Consider the following 17,325-nt stretch of genomic DNA (forward strand, 5'->3'; position numbering starts at 1 on the left):
TCACTGCGTCTTTTACTGGCTCTTCTCGCTAACCAAACCGGTAACCCCGCTTATTAAAAGCATTCTGTAACAAAGCGGGACCAAAGCCATGACAAAAACGCGTAACAAAAGTGTCTATAATCACGGCAGAAAAGTCCACATTGATTATTTGCACGGCGTCACACTTTGCTATGCCATAGCATTTTTATCCATAAGATTAGCGGATCCTACCTGACGCTTTTTATCGCAACTCTCTACTGTTTCTCCATACCCGTTTTTTTGGATGGAGTGAAACGATGGCGATTGCAATTGGCCTCGATTTTGGCAGTGATTCTGTGCGAGCTTTGGCGGTGGACTGCGCCAGCGGTGAAGAGATCGCCACCAGCGTAGAGTGGTATCCCCGTTGGCAAAAAGGGCAATTTTGTGATGCCCCGAATAACCAGTTCCGTCATCATCCGCGTGACTACATTGAGTCAATGGAAGCGGCACTGAAAACCGTGCTTGCAGAGCTTAGCGTCGAACAGCGCGCAGCTGTGGTCGGGATTGGCGTTGACAGTACCGGCTCGACGCCCGCACCGATTGATGCCGACGGTAACGTGCTGGCGCTGCGCCCGGAGTTTGCCGAAAACCCGAACGCGATGTTCGTATTGTGGAAAGACCACACTGCGGTTGAAGAAGCGGAAGAGATTACCCGTTTGTGCCACGCGCCGGGCAATGTTGACTACTCCCGCTATATTGGCGGTATTTATTCCAGCGAATGGTTCTGGGCAAAAATCCTGCATGTGACTCGCCAGGACAGCGCCGTGGCGCAATCTGCCGCATCGTGGATTGAGCTGTGCGACTGGGTGCCAGCTCTGCTTTCCGGTACCACCCGCCCGCAGGATATTCGTCGCGGACGTTGCAGCGCCGGGCATAAATCTCTGTGGCACGAAAGCTGGGGCGGCTTGCCGCCAGCCAGTTTCTTTGATGAGCTGGACCCGATCCTCAATCGCCATTTGCCTTCCCCGCTGTTCACTGACACCTGGACTGCCGATATTCCGGTGGGCACCTTATGCCCGGAATGGGCGCAGCGTCTCGGCCTGCCTGAAAGCGTGGTGATTTCCGGCGGCGCGTTTGACTGCCATATGGGCGCAGTTGGCGCAGGCGCACAGCCTAACGCACTGGTAAAAGTTATCGGTACTTCCACCTGCGACATTCTGATTGCCGACAAACAGAGCGTTGGCGAGCGGGCAGTTAAAGGTATTTGCGGTCAGGTTGATGGCAGCGTGGTGCCTGGATTTATCGGTCTGGAAGCAGGCCAATCGGCGTTTGGTGATATCTACGCCTGGTTCGGTCGCGTACTCAGCTGGCCGCTGGAACAGCTTGCCGCCCAGCATCCGGAACTGAAAGCGCAAATCAACGCCAGCCAGAAACAACTGCTTCCGGCGCTGACCGAAGCATGGGCCAAAAATCCGTCTCTGGATCACCTGCCGGTGGTGCTCGACTGGTTTAACGGTCGTCGCTCGCCAAACGCTAACCAACGCCTGAAAGGGGTGATTACCGATCTTAACCTCGCTACCGACGCTCCGCTGCTGTTCGGCGGTTTGATTGCTGCCACCGCCTTTGGCGCACGCGCAATCATGGAGTGCTTTACCGATCAGGGGATCGCCGTCAATAACGTGATGGCGCTGGGCGGCATCGCGCGGAAAAACCAGGTCATTATGCAGGCCTGCTGCGACGTGCTGAATCGCCCGCTGCAAATTGTTGCCTCTGACCAGTGCTGTGCGCTCGGTGCGGCGATTTTTGCTGCCGTCGCCGCGAAAGTGCACGCAGACATCCCATCAGCCCAGCAAAAAATGGCCAGTGCGGTAGAGAAAACCCTGCAACCGCGCAGCGAACAGGCACAACGCTTTGAACAGCTTTATCGCCGCTATCAGCAATGGGCGATGAGCGCCGAACAACACTATCTTCCAACTTCCGCCCCGGCACAGGCTGCCCAGGCCGTTGCGACTCTATAAGGACACGATAATGACGATTTTTGATAATTATGAAGTGTGGTTTGTCATTGGCAGCCAGCATCTGTATGGCCCGGAAACCCTGCGTCAGGTCACCCAACATGCCGAGCACGTTGTTAATGCGCTGAATACGGAAGCGAAACTGCCCTGCAAACTGGTGTTGAAACCGCTGGGCACCACGCCGGATGAAATCACCGCTATTTGCCGCGACGCGAATTACGACGATCGTTGCGCTGGTCTGGTGGTGTGGCTGCACACCTTCTCCCCGGCCAAAATGTGGATCAACGGCCTGACCATGCTCAACAAACCGTTGCTGCAATTCCACACCCAGTTCAACGCGGCGCTGCCGTGGGACAGTATCGATATGGACTTTATGAACCTGAACCAGACTGCACATGGCGGTCGTGAGTTCGGCTTCATTGGCGCGCGTATGCGTCAGCAACATGCCGTCGTTACCGGTCACTGGCAGGATAAACAAGCCCATGAGCGTATCGGCTCCTGGATGCGTCAGGCGGTTTCTAAACAGGATACCCGTCATCTGAAAGTCTGCCGTTTTGGCGATAACATGCGTGAAGTGGCGGTCACCGATGGTGATAAAGTTGCCGCACAGATCAAGTTCGGTTTCTCCGTCAATACCTGGGCGGTTGGCGATCTGGTGCAGGTGGTGAACTCCATCAGCGACGGCGATGTTAACGCGCTGGTCGATGAGTACGAAAGCTGCTACACCATGACGCCTGCAACACAAATCCACGGCGAAAAACGACAGAACGTGCTGGAAGCGGCGCGTATTGAGCTGGGGATGAAGCGTTTCCTGGAACAAGGTGGCTTCCACGCGTTCACCACCACCTTTGAAGATTTGCACGGTCTGAAACAGCTTCCAGGTCTGGCCGTACAGCGTCTGATGCAGCAGGGTTACGGCTTTGCGGGCGAAGGCGACTGGAAAACCGCCGCCCTGCTTCGCATCATGAAGGTGATGTCAACCGGTCTGCAGGGCGGCACCTCCTTTATGGAGGACTACACCTATCACTTCGAGAAAGGTAATGACCTGGTGCTCGGCTCCCATATGCTGGAAGTCTGCCCGTCGATTGCCGTAGAAGAGAAACCGATCCTCGACGTTCAGCATCTCGGTATTGGTGGTAAGGACGATCCTGCCCGACTGATCTTCAATACCCAAACCGGTCCAGCGATTGTCGCCAGCCTGATTGATCTCGGCGATCGTTACCGTCTGCTGGTTAACTGTATCGACACGGTGAAAACACCGCACTCCCTGCCGAAACTGCCGGTGGCGAATGCGCTGTGGAAAGCGCAACCGGATCTGCCAACTGCTTCCGAAGCGTGGATCCTCGCTGGTGGCGCGCACCATACCGTCTTCAGCCATGCGCTGAACCTCAACGATATGCGCCAGTTCGCCGAGATGCACGACATTGAAATCACGGTGATTGATAACGACACCCGCCTGCCAGCGTTTAAAGACGCACTGCGCTGGAACGAAGTGTATTACGGATTTCGTCGCTAAGTAGCCGCATCAGGTATGTAACGCCTGATGCGATGCTGGCGCGTCTTATCAGGCCTACACGTTGCGATTTTGTAGGCCGGATAAGCAAACCGCATCCGGCATTCAACGCCTGATGCGACGCTGGCGCGTCTTATCAGGCCTACGCGTTCCGATTTTGTAGGCCGGATAAGCAAAGCGCATCCGGCATTCAACGCCTGATGCGACGCTGGCGCGTCTTATCAGGCCTACACGCTGCGATTTTGTAGGCCGGATAAGCAAAGCGCATCCGGCACGAAGGAGTCAACATGTTAGAAGATCTCAAACGCCAGGTATTAGAAGCCAACCTGGCGCTGCCAAAACACAACCTGGTCACGCTCACATGGGGCAACGTCAGCGCCGTTGATCGCGAGCGCGGCGTCTTTGTGATCAAACCTTCCGGCGTCGATTACAGCGTCATGACCGCTGACGATATGGTCGTGGTTAGCATCGAAACCGGTGAAGTGGTTGAAGGTACGAAAAAGCCCTCCTCCGACACGCCAACTCACCGGCTGCTCTATCAGGCATTCCCCTCCATTGGCGGCATTGTGCATACGCACTCGCGCCACGCCACCATCTGGGCGCAGGCGGGTCAGTCGATTCCAGCAACCGGCACCACCCACGCCGACTATTTCTACGGCACCATTCCCTGCACCCGCAAAATGACCGACGCAGAAATCAACGGCGAATATGAGTGGGAAACCGGTAACGTCATCGTAGAAACCTTTGAAAAACAGGGTATCGATGCAGCGCAAATGCCCGGCGTTCTGGTCCATTCCCACGGCCCGTTTGCATGGGGCAAAAATGCCGAAGATGCGGTGCATAACGCCATCGTGCTGGAAGAGGTCGCTTATATGGGGATATTCTGCCGTCAGTTAGCGCCGCAGTTACCGGATATGCAGCAAACGCTGCTGGATAAACACTATCTGCGTAAGCATGGCGCGAAGGCATATTACGGGCAGTAATGACTGTATAAAACCACAGCCAATCAAACGAAACCAGGCTATACTCAAGCCTGGTTTTTTGATGGATTTTCAGCGTGGCGCAGGCAGGTTTTATCTTAACCCGACACTGGCGGGACACCCCGCAAGGGACAGAAGTCTCCTTCTGGCTGGCGACGGACAACGGGCCGTTGCAGGTTACGCTTGCACCGCAAGAGTCCGTGGCGTTTATTCCCGCCGATCAGGTTCCCCGCGCTCAGCATATTTTGCAGGGTGAACAAGGCTTTCGCCTGACACCGCTGGCGTTAAAGGATTTTCACCGCCAGCCGGTGTATGGCCTTTACTGTCGCGCCCATCGCCAATTGATGAATTACGAAAAGCGCCTGCGTGAAGGTGGCGTTACCGTCTACGAGGCCGATGTGCGTCCGCCAGAACGCTATCTGATGGAGCGGTTTATCACCTCACCGGTGTGGGTCGAGGGTGATATGCACAATGGCACTATCGTTAATGCCCGTCTGAAACCGCATCCCGACTATCGTCCGCCGCTCAAGTGGGTTTCTATAGATATTGAAACCACCCGCCACGGTGAGCTGTACTGCATCGGCCTGGAAGGCTGCGGGCAGCGCATCGTTTATATGCTGGGGCCGGAGAATGGCGACGCCTCCTCGCTTGATTTCGAACTGGAATACGTCGCCAGCCGCCCGCAGTTGCTGGAAAAACTCAACGCCTGGTTTGCCAACTACGATCCTGATGTGATCATCGGTTGGAACGTGGTGCAGTTCGATCTGCGAATGCTGCAAAAACATGCCGAGCGTTACCGTCTTCCGCTGCGTCTTGGGCGCGATAATAGCGAGCTGGAGTGGCGCGAGCACGGCTTTAAAAACGGCGTCTTTTTTGCCCAGGCTAAAGGTCGGCTAATTATCGACGGTATCGAGGCGCTGAAATCCGCGTTCTGGAATTTCTCTTCATTCTCGCTGGAAACTGTCGCTCAGGAGCTATTAGGCGAAGGAAAATCTATCGATAACCCGTGGGATCGAATGGACGAAATTGACCGCCGTTTCGCCGAAGATAAACCTGCGCTGGCAACTTATAACCTGAAAGATTGCGAGCTGGTGACGCAGATCTTCCACAAAACTGAAATCATGCCATTTTTACTCGAACGGGCAACGGTGAACGGCCTGCCGGTGGACCGACACGGCGGTTCGGTGGCGGCATTTGGTCATCTCTATTTTCCGCGAATGCATCGCGCTGGTTATGTCGCGCCTAATCTCGGCGAAGTGCCGCCGCACGCCAGCCCTGGCGGCTACGTGATGGATTCACGGCCAGGGCTTTATGATTCAGTGCTGGTGCTGGACTATAAAAGCCTGTACCCGTCGATCATCCGCACCTTTCTGATTGATCCCGTCGGGCTGGTGGAAGGCATGGCGCAGCCTGATCCAGAGCACAGTACCGAAGGTTTTCTCGATGCCTGGTTCTCGCGAGAAAAACATTGCCTGCCGGAGATTGTGACTAACATCTGGCACGGGCGCGATGAAGCCAAACGCCAGGGTAACAAACCGCTGTCGCAGGCGCTGAAAATCATCATGAATGCCTTTTATGGCGTGCTCGGCACCACCGCCTGCCGCTTCTTCGATCCGCGGCTGGCATCGTCGATCACCATGCGTGGTCATCAGATCATGCGGCAAACCAAAGCGTTGATTGAAGCACAGGGCTACGACGTTATCTACGGCGATACCGACTCAACGTTTGTCTGGCTGAAAGGCGCACATTCGGAAGAAGAAGCGGCGAAAATCGGTCGTGCACTGGTGCAGCACGTTAACGCCTGGTGGGCGGAAACGCTGCAAAAACAACGGCTGACCAGCGCATTAGAACTGGAGTATGAAACCCATTTCTGCCGTTTTCTGATGCCAACCATTCGCGGAGCCGATACCGGCAGTAAAAAGCGTTATGCCGGACTGATTCAGGAGGGCGACAAGCAGCGGATGGTGTTTAAAGGGCTGGAAACCGTGCGCACCGACTGGACGCCGCTGGCCCAGCAGTTTCAGCAGGAGCTATACCTGCGCATCTTCCGCAACGAGCCATATCAGGAATATGTACGCGAAACCATCGACAAACTGATGGCGGGTGAACTGGATGCGCGACTGGTTTACCGTAAACGCCTTCGCCGTCCGCTGAGCGAGTATCAGCGTAATGTGCCGCCTCATGTACGCGCCGCTCGCCTTGCCGATGAAGAAAACCAAAAGCGTGGTCGCCCCTTGCAATATCAGAATCGCGGCACCATTAAGTACGTATGGACCACCAACGGCCCGGAGCCGCTGGACTACCAACGTTCACCACTGGATTACGAACACTATCTGACCCGCCAGCTACAACCCGTGGCGGAGGGAATACTCCCTTTTATTGAGGATAATTTTGCTACACTTATGACCGGGCAACTTGGGCTATTTTGAGCAAAAAAAAGAGTTCGCCAGATACCATTTTGATGCGTGACGAATGCTTTGCCATCCAGTACCATAGCGCCCTTTCCATTCCTGGACCTGAATAACACCACTACCTCATAAGCACGGTAGCGGGTGGTTATTGCCTGCAATTAAAGATATAGAGCCGAACACATATGCCTTTTACACTTGGTCAACGCTGGATCAGCGATACAGAAAGCGAATTGGGACTTGGAACCGTTGTCGCGGTGGATGCGCGAACTGTCACTTTACTTTTCCCATCTACTGGTGAAAACCGTCTGTACGCACGCAGTGATTCCCCCGTGACCCGCGTGATGTTCAACCCTGGTGATACCATTACCAGCCATGACGGCTGGCAGATGCAAGTCGAAGAAGTAAAAGAAGAAAATGGCTTGCTGACCTATATCGGTACTCGCCTGGATACTGAAGAGTCCGGCGTAGCCCTGCGTGAAGTTTTCCTTGATAGCAAACTGGTGTTCAGCAAACCGCAGGACCGTCTGTTTGCCGGGCAGATTGACCGTATGGACCGCTTTGCGCTGCGTTATCGCGCGCGTAAATATTCCAGCGAACAGTTCCGTATGCCGTACAGCGGCCTGCGCGGTCAGCGTACCAGCCTGATCCCGCATCAGCTCAACATCGCTCATGATGTTGGTCGCCGCCACGCGCCGCGCGTCCTGCTGGCTGACGAAGTGGGTTTAGGGAAAACCATTGAAGCCGGGATGATCCTGCATCAGCAACTGCTCTCTGGCGCTGCTGAACGTGTGCTAATTATCGTCCCGGAAACCTTACAGCATCAGTGGCTGGTAGAAATGCTGCGCCGTTTCAACCTGCGCTTTGCGCTATTTGATGATGAGCGTTATGCCGAAGCTCAGCACGATGCTTACAACCCGTTTGACACCGAACAGCTGGTGATTTGCTCGCTGGATTTTGCCCGTCGTAGCAAACAGCGCCTGGAACATCTCTGTGAAGCCGAATGGGACCTGCTGGTGGTCGATGAAGCGCATCACCTGGTGTGGAGCGAAGATGCGCCAAGCCGTGAATATCAGGCCATTGAACAACTGGCAGAGCACGTGCCGGGCGTTCTGCTGCTGACCGCGACCCCGGAACAGCTGGGGATGGAAAGCCACTTCGCCCGTCTGCGTCTGCTGGACCCGAACCGTTTCCACGATTTTGCGCAGTTCGTTGAAGAGCAGAAAAATTATCGTCCGGTTGCGGACGCCGTTGCCATGCTGCTGGCAGGTAACAAACTGAGCAATGACGAACTGAACATGCTCGGCGAGATGATCGGCGAGCAGGATATCGAGCCGCTGTTGCAGGCAGCAAACAGCGACAGCGAAGATGCCCAGAGCGCCCGTCAGGAGCTGGTTTCGATGCTGATGGATCGCCACGGCACCAGCCGCGTGCTGTTCCGTAACACGCGTAACGGTGTGAAAGGATTCCCGAAACGCGAGCTGCACACCATTAAGCTGCCGCTACCGACGCAGTATCAGACGGCTATTAAAGTCTCCGGCATTATGGGCGCACGTAAAAGTGCGGAAGATCGTGCTCGCGATATGCTCTACCCGGAGCGTATTTATCAGGAATTTGAAGGTGATAACGCCACCTGGTGGAACTTCGATCCGCGCGTTGAGTGGCTGATGGGCTACCTGACCAGCCATCGCTCTCAGAAAGTGCTGGTGATCTGCGCCAAAGCTGCCACTGCGCTGCAACTGGAGCAGGTACTGCGCGAACGTGAAGGTATTCGCGCTGCGGTGTTCCACGAAGGTATGTCGATTATCGAACGTGACCGCGCTGCCGCCTGGTTTGCCGAAGAAGACACCGGCGCACAGGTACTGCTGTGCTCAGAAATCGGTTCTGAAGGACGTAACTTCCAGTTCGCCAGCCACATGGTGATGTTTGACCTGCCATTCAACCCGGATCTACTGGAGCAGCGTATTGGTCGTCTGGATCGTATCGGCCAGGCGCACGATATTCAGATCCATGTGCCTTATCTGGAGAAAACCGCTCAGTCGGTGCTGGTGCGCTGGTATCACGAAGGTCTGGATGCATTTGAGCACACCTGCCCGACCGGACGCACTATTTACGATAGCGTATACAACGATCTGATTAACTATCTGGCTTCACCGGATCAAACCGAAGGCTTTGACGATCTGATCAAAAACTGCCGCGAGCAACATGAAGCGCTGAAAGCACAGCTGGAACAGGGTCGTGACCGCCTGCTGGAAATCCACTCCAACGGTGGCGAAAAAGCCCAGGCACTGGCAGAAAGCATTGAAGAGCAGGATGACGATACCAACCTGATCGCCTTCGCCATGAACCTGTTCGATATTATCGGTATCAATCAGGACGATCGCGGCGACAACATGATCGTGCTGACGCCGTCCGATCATATGCTGGTGCCGGACTTCCCTGGCCTGTCGGAAGATGGCATCACCATCACCTTTGATCGTGAAGTGGCGCTGGCGCGTGAAGATGCACAGTTTATTACCTGGGAGCATCCGCTGATCCGCAACGGTCTGGATCTGATCCTTTCTGGCGATACCGGTAGCAGCACGATTTCACTGTTAAAAAACAAAGCGTTGCCGGTAGGTACGCTGTTGGTGGAACTGATTTATGTGGTTGAAGCCCAGGCTCCGAAGCAGTTGCAGCTCAACCGCTTCCTGCCACCGACGCCGGTACGTATGCTGCTGGATAAAAACGGCAACAACCTGGCGGCGCAGGTAGAGTTTGAAACCTTTAACCGCCAGCTTAACGCGGTTAACCGTCACACCGGCAGCAAACTGGTTAACGCCGTGCAGCAGGATGTTCACGCTATCCTTCAACTGGGTGAAGCGCAGATCGAGAAATCTGCCCGTGCATTGATTGATGCAGCGCGTAACGAAGCCGACGAAAAACTGTCTGCCGAGCTGTCTCGTCTGGAAGCTCTGCGTGCAGTGAACCCGAACATTCGTGACGACGAACTGACCGCCATTGAGAGCAACCGTCAGCAGGTAATGGAAAGCCTGGATCAGGCAGGTTGGCGTCTGGATGCCCTGCGTTTGATCGTTGTAACGCATCAGTAACGGAGCCGAAAATGGGGATGGAAAACTACAATCCACCGCAGGAACCCTGGTTGGTTATCCTGTATCAGGATGACCATATTATGGTGGTCAACAAGCCGAGCGGTTTGTTGTCAGTGCCGGGTCGTCTGGAAGAGCACAAAGACAGCGTGATGACGCGCATTCAGCGTGATTATCCGCAGGCAGAATCGGTGCATCGTCTGGATATGGCTACCAGCGGCGTGATTGTAGTGGCGCTGACCAAAGCCGCGGAGCGGGAGTTAAAACGCCAGTTCCGCGAGCGCGAGCCGAAAAAGCAGTATGTGGCCCGCGTCTGGGGGCATCCATCCCCCGCAGAAGGTCTGGTGGATCTGCCGCTGATTTGCGACTGGCCAAACCGCCCGAAACAGAAAGTCTGTTACGAAACGGGTAAACCTGCGCAGACGGAATATGAAGTGGTGGAGTATGCGGCGGATAACACGGCAAGAGTGGTGTTAAAACCGATTACCGGGCGTTCGCATCAATTGCGTGTGCATATGCTGGCGCTGGGTCATCCGATTCTCGGCGATCGTTTTTATGCATCACCAGAAGCGAGAGCGATGGCACCGCGTTTGTTGCTACATGCAGAGATGTTGACGATTACCCATCCGGCGTATGGCAATAGTATGACGTTTAAAGCGCCAGCGGATTTTTAATCGTCACGCTGGCGCAGTTCGGTAGGCGGATAAGGCGTTCACGCCGCATCCGGCAATTGTGCGCCGATTGCCTGATGCGACGCGGGCCGCGTCTTATCAGGCCTACAGTTTAAAACTTATTTAAACCCTTTCTGCTGCTTTATCAGCTCATATGCCTGCTGAATTTCCTGCGCTTTCTGCTTCGCCATCTCCATCATCTCAGGCGGCAAACCTTTCGCCACCAGCTTATCGGGATGGTGTTCACTCATCAGCTTACGGTAGGCACGTTTGATGGTGGTCGCATCATCCGTCGGCTTCACGCCCAGCACATTACAGGCATCTTCCAGCGTTGGGCCACGCTGCGCTTGCTGCCAGTTACCACCGCCAGTTTGCTGCTGATAACCGCCGCCAAACTGTGCACCGCCCTGCATCATGCGCAAAAACTGGTCAAACTGAGCGCGGGAGATCCCTAATTCTTCTGCAATGACATACAGCACCGCCCGTTCATTCGGGTGCAGTGAACCATCAGCAAACGCCGCCTGAATCTGGATCTCCAGAAACATACGAATTAAGTCAAAACGACCAAAGCAGACACTGCGAAACTGGCGCATCTTTTCGCGCAGCGGGTAATTGTCTGATTTTCCCACCCGGAACGCATTTTGCGCCGCAGTACGGGAAGCGCCATGAAGATTCATTCGGTCCATCAACTGGCTGGCGATATGAATATCAGCCTCCGTGACGCGACCTTTGGATTTGGTTAAATGCCCCATCACTTCAAAAGTGGTGGCAAAAAACAGCGCCTGACGCTCACGCTGGTTGGCGAACCACGCCATTTTACGGCTACGGGCTTTATCAAACATATGGCCAATTAACAGGCCTAACACTACGCCCCAAAAGCCGCCGCCCATCAGTAAGGCCACGGCCACGCCAATGATTTTTCCCCAATACTGCATATATTCCCCAAATCGACACACGGATATCAGGGCTATCTCCCACAATATAAAGGTGCTTTTACCGTTTTCCGGCTGCGGTCAATTGTGGGACATCGCCTATAATTTGCATTATCATACCTGTCATTCAATGCCGTGCCTAACACCACTGACGCTATTCGGACAGGATTAACACTAGCGTAGAGATGACGAGTACGTTAGTCTCTGACCGTTTGTCACGCGCAACGTTACCGATGATGGAACAATAAAATCAACGTATGAAAAAACGTATCCCCACTCTCCTGGCCACCATGATTGCCACCGCCCTTTATAGTCAACAGGGACTGGCAGCCGACCTCGCCTCACAGTGCATGTTGGGCGTGCCAAGCTATGACCGTCCTCTGGTACAGGGCGATACCAATGACTTACCCGTGACTATCAATGCTGACCACGCGAAAGGGGACTACCCGGATGACGCCGTGTTTACTGGCAGCGTGGATATCATGCAGGGTAACAGCCGTCTGCAGGCCGACGAAGTGCAGCTCCATCAAAAAGAGGTACCAGGACAACCGGAGCCGGTACGTACCGTTGATGCGCTCGGTAATGTCCATTACGACGATAACCAGGTGATCCTCAAAGGGCCGAAAGGCTGGGCGAATCTGAACACCAAAGATACCAACGTCTGGGAAGGTGATTACCAGATGGTGGGTCGCCAGGGTCGCGGTAAAGCGGACCTGATGAAACAACGTGGCGAAAACCGCTATACCATTCTGGATAACGGTAGCTTTACCTCCTGTCTGCCGGGTTCTGACACCTGGAGCGTGGTAGGTAGCGAAATTATTCATGACCGCGAAGAACAAGTTGCGGAGATCTGGAACGCCCGCTTTAAGGTGGGTCCGGTACCGATCTTTTATAGCCCCTATTTGCAGTTGCCGGTGGGTGACAAACGTCGCTCTGGTTTCTTGATCCCGAACGCCAAGTACACCACCACCAACTACTTTGAGTTCTACCTGCCATATTACTGGAACATCGCGCCAAATATGGATGCCACCATCACGCCGCATTATATGCATCGTCGTGGCAACATCATGTGGGAGAACGAATTCCGCTACCTCTCCCAGGCGGGCGCTGGCTTGATGGAACTGGACTATCTGCCTTCAGATAAAGTCTATGAAGATGAACACCCGAACGATGACAGTTCACGTCGTTGGTTATTCTACTGGAACCACTCCGGGGTCATGGATCAGGTGTGGCGTTTCAACGTCGACTACACCAAGGTCAGCGATCCTAGCTACTTCAATGATTTCGATAACAAGTACGGTTCCAGTACTGACGGCTACGCAACGCAAAAATTCAGCGTTGGCTATGCGGTGCAAAACTTCAATGCCACCGTTTCAACCAAGCAGTTCCAGGTTTTCAGCGAACAGAACACCAGTAGCTACTCGGCAGAGCCGCAGTTAGACGTTAATTACTACCAGAATGATGTTGGTCCGTTTGATACGCGTATTTACGGCCAGGCAGTGCACTTTGTTAACACCAGAGACGACATGCCTGAAGCAACCCGTGTTCACCTGGAACCGACCATCAATTTGCCGCTCTCTAATAACTGGGGCAGCATCAATACCGAAGCGAAGTTGCTGGCAACCCATTATCAGCAAACCAATCTTGACTGGTATAACTCCAGAAACACGACCAAGCTGGACGAATCCGTTAACCGCGTAATGCCGCAATTCAAAGTTGACGGCAAAATGGTCTTTGAACGCGATATGGAAATGCTGGCTCCGGGTTATACCCAAACGCTGGAACCGCGCGCGCAGTATTTGTACGTGCCGTATCGCGATCAGAGCGACATCTATAACTACGACTCGTCTCTGCTGCAATCTGACTACTCTGGCCTGTTCCGGGACCGGACTTACGGCGGTCTTGACCGTATTGCCTCCGCTAACCAGGTGACGACCGGTGTCACATCTCGCATATATGATGATGCTGCCGTTGAACGTTTTAATATTTCCGTTGGTCAAATCTACTATTTCACGGAGTCTCGCACTGGCGATGACAACATAACATGGGAGAATGACGACAAAACGGGTTCACTGGTGTGGGCAGGCGATACTTACTGGCGTATCTCCGAGCGTTGGGGATTACGTGGCGGGATTCAGTACGATACACGTCTGGATAACGTAGCGACCAGTAACTCCAGCATTGAATACCGTCGGGATGAAGACCGTCTGGTACAGCTGAATTACCGTTACGCCAGCCCGGAATATATTCAGGCTACGCTGCCTAAGTACTATTCCACTGCTGAGCAATATAAGAATGGTATTTCGCAGGTAGGTGCTGTCGCCAGCTGGCCAATTGCCGATCGTTGGTCCATTGTTGGGGCCTACTACTACGACACCAATGCTAACAAGCAAGCCGACTCTATGTTAGGTGTGCAATACAGCTCCTGCTGCTATGCAATTCGCGTCGGTTACGAGCGGAAGCTGAACGGTTGGGATAACGATAAACAACATGCGGTATATGACAACGCAATCGGCTTTAACATCGAACTTCGCGGCCTGAGCTCCAACTACGGTCTGGGTACGCAAGAGATGCTGCGTTCGAACATTCTGCCGTATCAAAACACTTTGTGATTTGTTGATTTACCACGTAATCCGCAGTGCGGTTAATTGAAATGGAAAAAGTATGAAGAACTGGAAAACGCTGCTTCTCGGTATCGCCATGATCGCGAATACCAGTTTCGCTGCCCCCCAGGTAGTCGATAAAGTCGCAGCCGTCGTCAATAACGGCGTCGTGCTGGAAAGCGACGTTGATGGATTAATGCAGTCGGTAAAACTGAACGCTGCTCAGGCAAGGCAGCAACTTCCTGATGACGCGACGCTGCGCCACCAAATCATGGAACGTTTGATCATGGATCAAATCATCCTGCAGATGGGGCAGAAAATGGGAGTGAAAATCTCCGATGAGCAGCTGGATCAGGCGATTGCTAACATCGCGAAACAGAACAACATGACGCTGGATCAGATGCGCAGCCGTCTGGCTTACGATGGACTGAACTACAACACCTATCGTAACCAGATCCGCAAAGAGATGATTATCTCTGAAGTGCGTAACAACGAGGTGCGTCGTCGCATCACCATCCTGCCGCAGGAAGTCGAATCCCTGGCGCAGCAGGTGGGTAACCAAAACGACGCCAGCACTGAGCTGAACCTGAGCCACATCCTGATCCCGCTGCCGGAAAACCCGACCTCTGATCAGGTGAACGAAGCGGAAAGCCAGGCGCGCGCCATTGTCGATCAGGCGCGTAACGGCGCTGATTTCGGTAAGCTGGCGATTGCTCATTCTGCCGACCAGCAGGCGCTGAACGGCGGCCAGATGGGCTGGGGCCGTATTCAGGAGTTGCCCGGGATCTTCGCCCAGGCATTAAGCACCGCGAAGAAAGGCGACATTGTTGGCCCGATTCGTTCCGGCGTTGGCTTCCATATTCTGAAAGTTAACGACCTGCGCGGCGAAAGCAAAAATATCTCGGTGACCGAAGTTCATGCTCGCCATATTCTGCTGAAACCGTCGCCGATCATGACTGACGAACAGGCCCGTGTGAAACTGGAACAGATTGCTGCTGATATCAAGAGTGGTAAAACGACTTTTGCTGCCGCAGCGAAAGAGTTCTCTCAGGATCCAGGCTCTGCTAACCAGGGCGGCGATCTCGGCTGGGCTACACCAGATATTTTCGATCCGGCCTTCCGTGACGCCCTGACTCGCCTGAACAAAGGTCAAATGAGTGCACCGGTTCACTCTTCATTCGGCTGGCATTTAATCGAACTGCTGGATACCCGTAATGTCGATAAAACCGACGCTGCGCAGAAAGATCGTGCATACCGCATGCTGATGAACCGTAAGTTCTCGGAAGAAGCAGCAAGCTGGATGCAGGAACAACGTGCCAGCGCCTACGTTAAAATCCTGAGCAACTAATGGTTAAAACCCAACGTGTTGTGATCACTCCCGGCGAGCCCGCCGGGATTGGCCCGGACTTAGTTGTCCAGCTTGCACAGCGTGAGTGGCCGGTCGAACTGGTTGTTTGTGCCGATGCCACTCTCCTTACCGACCGGGCAGCGATGCTCGGTTTGCCGCTCACCCTCCGCCCTTATTCCCCCAACTCCCCTGCACAACCGCAAACTACGGGCACATTAACGCTACTTCCTGTCGCGCTACGTGAATCTGTCACTGCGGGGCAGTTAGCGATTGAAAATGGACATTACGTGGTGGAGACGCTGGCGCGAGCGTGTGATGGCTGTCTGAACGGTGAATTTGCTGCGCTGATCACAGGCCCCGTGCATAAAGGCGTCATTAACGACGCAGGCATTCCGTTTACCGGTCATACCGAGTTTTTCGAAGAGCGTTCGCAGGCGAAAAAAGTGGTGATGATGCTGGCGACCGAAGAACTTCGCGTGGCGCTGGCAACGACGCATTTACCGCTGCGCGATATCGCAGATGCTATCACCCCTGCACTTTTGCACGAAGTGATTGCTATTTTGCATCACGATTTGCGTACAAAATTTGGTATTGCCGAACCGCGCATTCTGGTCTGCGGGCTGAATCCGCACGCGGGCGAAGGCGGTCATATGGGTACGGAAGAGATAGACACCATTATTCCGGTGCTCGACGAGCTGCGGGCGCAGGGGATGAAACTCAACGGGCCGCTGCCTGCCGATACCCTGTTTCAGCCGAAATATCTCGATAACGCCGACGCCGTGCTGGCGATGTACCACGATCAGGGTCTTCCCGTGCTAAAATACCAGGGCTTCGGGCGCGGTGTGAACATTACGCTGGGCCTGCCCTTTATTCGCACATCAGTGGACCACGGCACCGCGCTTGAACTGGCGGGACGTGGCGAAGCCGATGTCGGCAGTTTTATTACGGCGCTTAATCTCGCCATCAAAATGATTGTTAACACCCAATGAATAATCGAGTCCACCAGGGCCACTTAGCCCGTAAACGCTTCGGGCAAAACTTTCTCAACGATCAGTTCGTGATCGACAGCATTGTTTCTGCCATTAACCCGCAAAAGGGCCAGGCAATGGTCGAAATCGGCCCCGGTCTGGCGGCATTGACCGAGCCGGTCGGCGAACGTCTGGACCAGCTGACGGTCATCGAACTTGACCGCGATCTGGCGGCACGTCTGCAAACGCATCCATTCTTAGGCCCGAAACTGACGATTTATCAGCAGGATGCGATGACCTTTAACTTTGGCGAACTGGCCGAGAAAATGGGTCAGCCGCTGCGTGTTTTCGGCAACCTGCCTTATAACATCTCCACGCCGTTGATGTTCCATCTGTTTAGCTATACTGATGCCATTGCCGACATGCACTTTATGTTGCAAAAAGAGGTGGTGAATCGTCTGGTTGCAGGACCGAACAGCAAAGCGTATGGTCGATTAAGCGTCATGGCGCAATACTATTGCAACGTGATCCCAGTGCTGGAAGTACCGCCGTCAGCCTTTACACCACCACCCAAAGTGGATTCCGCCGTCGTGCGCCTGGTTCCTCATGCAACGATGCCTCACCCGGTTAAAGATGTTCGTGTGTTGAGCCGCATCACCACCGAAGCCTTTAACCAGCGTCGTAAAACCATCCGTAACAGCCTCGGCAACCTGTTTAGCGTCGAGGTGTTAACGGGAATGGGGATCGACCCGGCGATGCGAGCGGAAAATATCTCTGTCGCGCAATATTGCCAGATGGCGAACTATCTGGCGGAGAACGCGCCTTTGCAGGAGAGTTAAC

General features: G+C 54.2%; 11 protein-coding genes. 10 read left to right on the plus strand and 1 reads right to left on the minus strand.

Annotation, left to right across the window (positions count from 1 at the left end):
* Positions 1-275 precede the first annotated feature (275 nt).
* The 6 genes from araB to rluA all read left to right on the plus strand — a co-directional run bounded on the left by araB (position 276) and on the right by rluA (position 10,637).
* Complete coding sequence (gene araB, locus ACU8XX_RS20400; RefSeq protein ID WP_000951777.1) at positions 276-1,976, plus strand: ribulokinase; 1,701 nt, start codon at positions 276-278, stop codon at positions 1,974-1,976.
* A gap of 10 nt (positions 1,977-1,986) precedes the next feature.
* Positions 1,987-3,489 carry an L-arabinose isomerase gene (gene araA, locus ACU8XX_RS20405; protein ID WP_000151734.1) on the plus strand — a complete coding sequence of 501 codons (1,503 nt, stop codon included), beginning with the start codon at positions 1,987-1,989 and terminating at the stop codon, positions 3,487-3,489.
* Positions 3,490-3,773: 284 nt separating this feature from the next.
* Positions 3,774-4,469 carry an L-ribulose-5-phosphate 4-epimerase gene (gene araD, locus ACU8XX_RS20410; RefSeq protein WP_000888666.1) on the plus strand — a complete coding sequence of 232 codons (696 nt, stop codon included), beginning with the start codon at positions 3,774-3,776 and terminating at the stop codon, positions 4,467-4,469.
* A 74-nt stretch (positions 4,470-4,543) separates the two neighbouring features.
* On the plus strand, positions 4,544-6,895 hold the full coding sequence (gene polB / locus ACU8XX_RS20415) for a DNA polymerase II (protein WP_000035670.1): 2,352 nt from the start codon (positions 4,544-4,546) through the stop codon (positions 6,893-6,895).
* 164 nt (positions 6,896-7,059) lie between these two features.
* Entirely contained in the window at positions 7,060-9,966 is a 2,907-nt protein-coding gene (gene rapA / locus ACU8XX_RS20420) for an RNA polymerase-associated protein RapA (protein ID WP_001117011.1), read from the plus strand.
* A gap of 11 nt (positions 9,967-9,977) precedes the next feature.
* Positions 9,978-10,637 (plus strand): bifunctional tRNA pseudouridine(32) synthase/23S rRNA pseudouridine(746) synthase RluA, encoded by a 660-nt coding sequence (gene rluA, locus ACU8XX_RS20425; protein WP_000525176.1) that lies wholly within the window; start codon positions 9,978-9,980, stop codon positions 10,635-10,637.
* A 116-nt stretch (positions 10,638-10,753) separates the two neighbouring features.
* Here the strand turns inward: rluA and djlA are convergent, their stop codons facing one another.
* The gene (gene djlA / locus ACU8XX_RS20430; RefSeq protein WP_001200579.1) at positions 10,754-11,569 is read right to left on the minus strand and encodes a co-chaperone DjlA; all 816 of its coding nucleotides are present in this window, start codon (positions 11,567-11,569) and stop codon (positions 10,754-10,756) included.
* Positions 11,570-11,823: 254 nt separating this feature from the next.
* Between djlA and lptD the strand changes: the two genes are divergently transcribed.
* Genes lptD through rsmA form a run of 4 tightly spaced genes read left to right on the plus strand, consistent with a single transcriptional unit; the run spans position 11,824 to position 17,324 of the window.
* Entirely contained in the window at positions 11,824-14,178 is a 2,355-nt protein-coding gene (gene lptD / locus ACU8XX_RS20435) for an LPS assembly protein LptD (RefSeq protein ID WP_240765283.1), read from the plus strand.
* A gap of 52 nt (positions 14,179-14,230) precedes the next feature.
* Positions 14,231-15,517 carry a peptidylprolyl isomerase SurA gene (gene surA / locus ACU8XX_RS20440; protein ID WP_000800457.1) on the plus strand — a complete coding sequence of 429 codons (1,287 nt, stop codon included), beginning with the start codon at positions 14,231-14,233 and terminating at the stop codon, positions 15,515-15,517.
* Positions 15,517-16,506: a 4-hydroxythreonine-4-phosphate dehydrogenase PdxA gene (gene pdxA, locus ACU8XX_RS20445; protein WP_000241259.1), complete on the plus strand. Its 990-nt coding sequence runs from the start codon at positions 15,517-15,519 to the stop codon at positions 16,504-16,506. Before surA ends, pdxA begins: the two co-directional genes overlap by 1 nt.
* Positions 16,503-17,324: a 16S rRNA (adenine(1518)-N(6)/adenine(1519)-N(6))-dimethyltransferase RsmA gene (gene rsmA / locus ACU8XX_RS20450; protein WP_001065381.1), complete on the plus strand. Its 822-nt coding sequence runs from the start codon at positions 16,503-16,505 to the stop codon at positions 17,322-17,324. Before pdxA ends, rsmA begins: the two co-directional genes overlap by 4 nt.
* Position 17,325: the final 1 nt, after the last annotated feature.

It is taken from the genome of Escherichia sp. MAL-1, from assembly GCF_052948035.1.